Annotated in this window: 1 protein-coding gene; it reads left to right on the top strand. The window is 58.0% G+C overall.

The features are described from left to right. Positions 1-36: 36 nt before the first annotated feature. Positions 37-760, top strand: a 724-nt coding sequence (locus BXP70_RS29145) for a glycine-rich protein (RefSeq protein ID WP_086597614.1), incomplete at its 3' end; no start/stop codon positions are given.

The raw sequence follows: 760 nt of genomic DNA on the forward strand, positions 1-760 counted from the left end.
CTGGGCCCTTGTTTTTTCCCCTCCTACACTCGCTCTATGAAGCAACCGCTACGATTACTTATCGCTTGGGCTATCTTATGGTTATCAGTACCTGCTGGGACTTTGCGCGCTCAAACGACTACTTTTTCCTACTCTGGGGCTCCGCAGCAGTATACAGTTCCCGCTGGCGTAACACGCATCCAAGTCACGGCTGATGGCGGAGCAGGCGGCGTCGCGGCTAATCTGGGTTTGAGTAACTATGGCCTAGGGGCACGGGTCACGGCTATGCTCACAGTAATCCCGGGCGAGGTACTCACCATACGTGTCGGTGGCCGCGGCGGAAATGTTGGTAGCGCGGGCGGCTATAATGGGGGAGGCAAAGCAGTTGAATACGGTAGTGGGGGTGGCGCAACTGACCTACGTCGAGCTACCACGAACGGAACCACGGGGGATTATGATGCTGCTCGCAACGCCTTGCTCGTAGCTGGCGGTGCCGGTGGTTCTGATGAAGAGCAAAATGCTACGGGCGGTGCAGGTGGTACTCCCGTTGGAGGAAATGGAGGCGGGAACGGTGGTAAAGGAGCTACCCAGACGGCTGCTGGTACTGGAAACGGTACTAACACAAATGGGTCAGGTAGCACAGGTGGTAATGGTGTTTGGGCCGGCGGTGGTGGCGGGTACTATGGCGGTGGAGCGAATAGTGGACCCGTTGCTGGTGCTGGCGGCGGCTCTTCGTGGGTGACGCTGACTGGTAGCAGCAACATTAGCTACAGCACCGCTC

Origin of the sequence: Hymenobacter crusticola (genome assembly GCF_002154225.1) — a bacterium.
GTDB lineage: Bacteria > Bacteroidota > Bacteroidia > Cytophagales > Hymenobacteraceae > Hymenobacter > Hymenobacter crusticola.